This is a genomic window from Staphylococcus sp. HMSC62B09, from assembly GCF_001839115.1.
Taxonomy (GTDB): Bacteria; Bacillota; Bacilli; order Staphylococcales; family Staphylococcaceae; genus Staphylococcus; species Staphylococcus haemolyticus.
The window spans coordinates 1-2,423 of sequence record NZ_KV840079.1 but is presented as its reverse complement, the minus strand read 5'-3'; the positions used below and the strand labels follow the sequence as shown (position 1 = coordinate 2,423).

General features: G+C 30.9%; 2 protein-coding genes. Both read left to right on the top strand.

From position 1 onward, the window contains the following. Positions 1-60: 60 nt before the first annotated feature. Positions 61-537 carry a replication/maintenance protein RepL gene (locus HMPREF3265_RS00060; protein WP_000664727.1) on the top strand — a complete coding sequence of 159 codons (477 nt, stop codon included), beginning with the start codon at positions 61-63 and terminating at the stop codon, positions 535-537. 756 nt (positions 538-1,293) lie between these two features. After that, positions 1,294-2,028 carry a 23S rRNA (adenine(2058)-N(6))-methyltransferase Erm(C) gene (gene erm(C) / locus HMPREF3265_RS00055; RefSeq protein ID WP_001003264.1) on the top strand — a complete coding sequence of 245 codons (735 nt, stop codon included), beginning with the start codon at positions 1,294-1,296 and terminating at the stop codon, positions 2,026-2,028. The last annotated feature ends 395 nt before the right edge of the window (positions 2,029-2,423 follow it).

Sequence of the window (2,423 nt, the reverse complement as noted above, 5' to 3'; positions counted from 1 at the left end):
TTTTTTTTTAGAACAGTTATGATATAGTTAGAATAGTTTAAAATAAGGAGTGAGAAAAAGATGAAAGAAAGATATGGAACAGTCTATAAAGGCTCTCAGAGGCTCATAGACGAAGAAAGTGGAGAAGTCATAGAGGTAGACAAGTTATACCGTAAACAAACGTCTGGTAACTTCGTAAAGGCATATATAGTGCAATTAATAAGTATGTTAGATATGATTGGCGGAAAAAAACTTAAAATCGTTAACTATATCCTAGATAATGTCCACTTAAGTAACAATACAATGATAGCTACAACAAGAGAAATAGCAAAAGCTACAGGAACAAGTCTACAAACAGTAATAACAACACTTAAAATCTTAGAAGAAGGAAATATTATAAAAAGAAAAACTGGAGTATTAATGTTAAACCCTGAACTACTAATGAGAGGCGACGACCAAAAACAAAAATACCTCTTACTCGAATTTGGGAACTTTGAGCAAGAGGCAAATGAAAAACAAGAAAATGCATTATCTGATTATTATTCTTTCAAGGACTAGTATAACATAAAATCGTCTACAAATAGACAAAAAACCTGCACGCTTAATGTAGATCAAAAGCTTAACGCAAATGAAATAGATTGACCTCCCAATAACACCACGTAGTTATTGGGAGGTCAATCTATGAAATGCGATTAAGCTTTTTCTAATTCGCATAAGCGTGCAGGTTTAAAGTACATAAAAAATATAATGAAAAAAAGCATCATTATACTAACGTTATACCAACATTATACTCTCATTATACTAATTGCTTATTCCAATTTCCTATTGGTTGGAACCAACAGGCGTTAGTGTGTTGTTGAGTTGGTACTTTCATGGGATTAATCCCATGAAACCCCCAACCAACTCGCCAAAGCTTTGGCTAACACACACGCCATTCCAACCAATAGTTTTCTCGGCATAAAGCCATGCTCTGACGCTTAAGTGCACTAATGCCTTTAAAAAACATTAAAGTCTAACACACTAGACTTATTTACTTCGTAATTAAGTCGTTAAACCGTGTGCTCTACGACCAAAACTATAAAACCTTTAAGAACTTTCTTTTTTCTTGTAAAAAAAGAAACTAGATAAATCTCTCATATCTTTTATTCAATAATCGCATCAGATTGCAGTATAAATTTAACGATCACTCATCATGTTCATATTTATCAGAGCTCGTGCTATAATTATACTAATTTTATAAGGAGGAAAAAATAAGTGGTTATAATGAATCGTTAATAAGCAAAATTCATTATAACCAAATTAAAGAGGGTTATAATGAACGAGAAAAATATAAAACACAGTCAAAACTTTATTACTTCAAAACATAATATAGATAAAATAATGACAAATATAAGATTAAATGAACATGATAATATCTTTGAAATCGGCTCAGGAAAAGGCCATTTTACCCTTGAATTAGTACAGAGGTGTAATTTCGTAACTGCCATTGAAATAGACCATAAATTATGCAAAACTACAGAAAATAAACTTGTTGATCACGATAATTTCCAAGTTTTAAACAAGGATATATTGCAGTTTAAATTTCCTAAAAACCAATCCTATAAAATATTTGGTAATATACCTTATAACATAAGTACAGATATAATACGCAAAATTGTTTTTGATAGTATAGCTGATGAGATTTATTTAATCGTGGAATACGGGTTTGCTAAAAGATTATTAAATACAAAACGCTCATTGGCATTACTTTTAATGGCAGAAGTTGATATTTCTATATTAAGTATGGTTCCAAGAGAATATTTTCATCCTAAACCTAAAGTGAATAGCTCACTTATCAGATTAAATAGAAAAAAATCAAGAATATCACACAAAGATAAACAGAAGTATAATTATTTCGTTATGAAATGGGTTAACAAAGAATACAAGAAAATATTTACAAAAAATCAATTTAACAATTCCTTAAAACATGCAGGAATTGACGATTTAAACAATATTAGCTTTGAACAATTCTTATCTCTTTTCAATAGCTATAAATTATTTAATAAGTAAGTTAAGGGATGCATAAACTGCATCCCTTAACTTGTTTTTCGTGTACCTATTTTTTGTGAATCGATTATGTCTTTTGCGCATTCGCTTCTTTTCTATATAAATATGAGCGAAGCGAATAAGCGTCGGAAAAGCAGCAAAAAGTTTCCTTTTTGCTGTTGGAGCATGGGGGTTCAGGGGGTGCAGTATCTGACGTCAATGCCGAGCGAAAGCGAGCCGAAGGGTAGCATTTACGTTAGATAACCCCCTGATATGCTCCGACGCTTTATATAGAAAAGAAGATTCAACTAGGTAAAATCTTAATATAGGTTGAGATGATAAGGTTTATAAGGAATTTGTTTGTTCTAATTTTTCACTCATTTTGTTCTAATTTCTTTTAACAAATGTTCTTTTTTTTT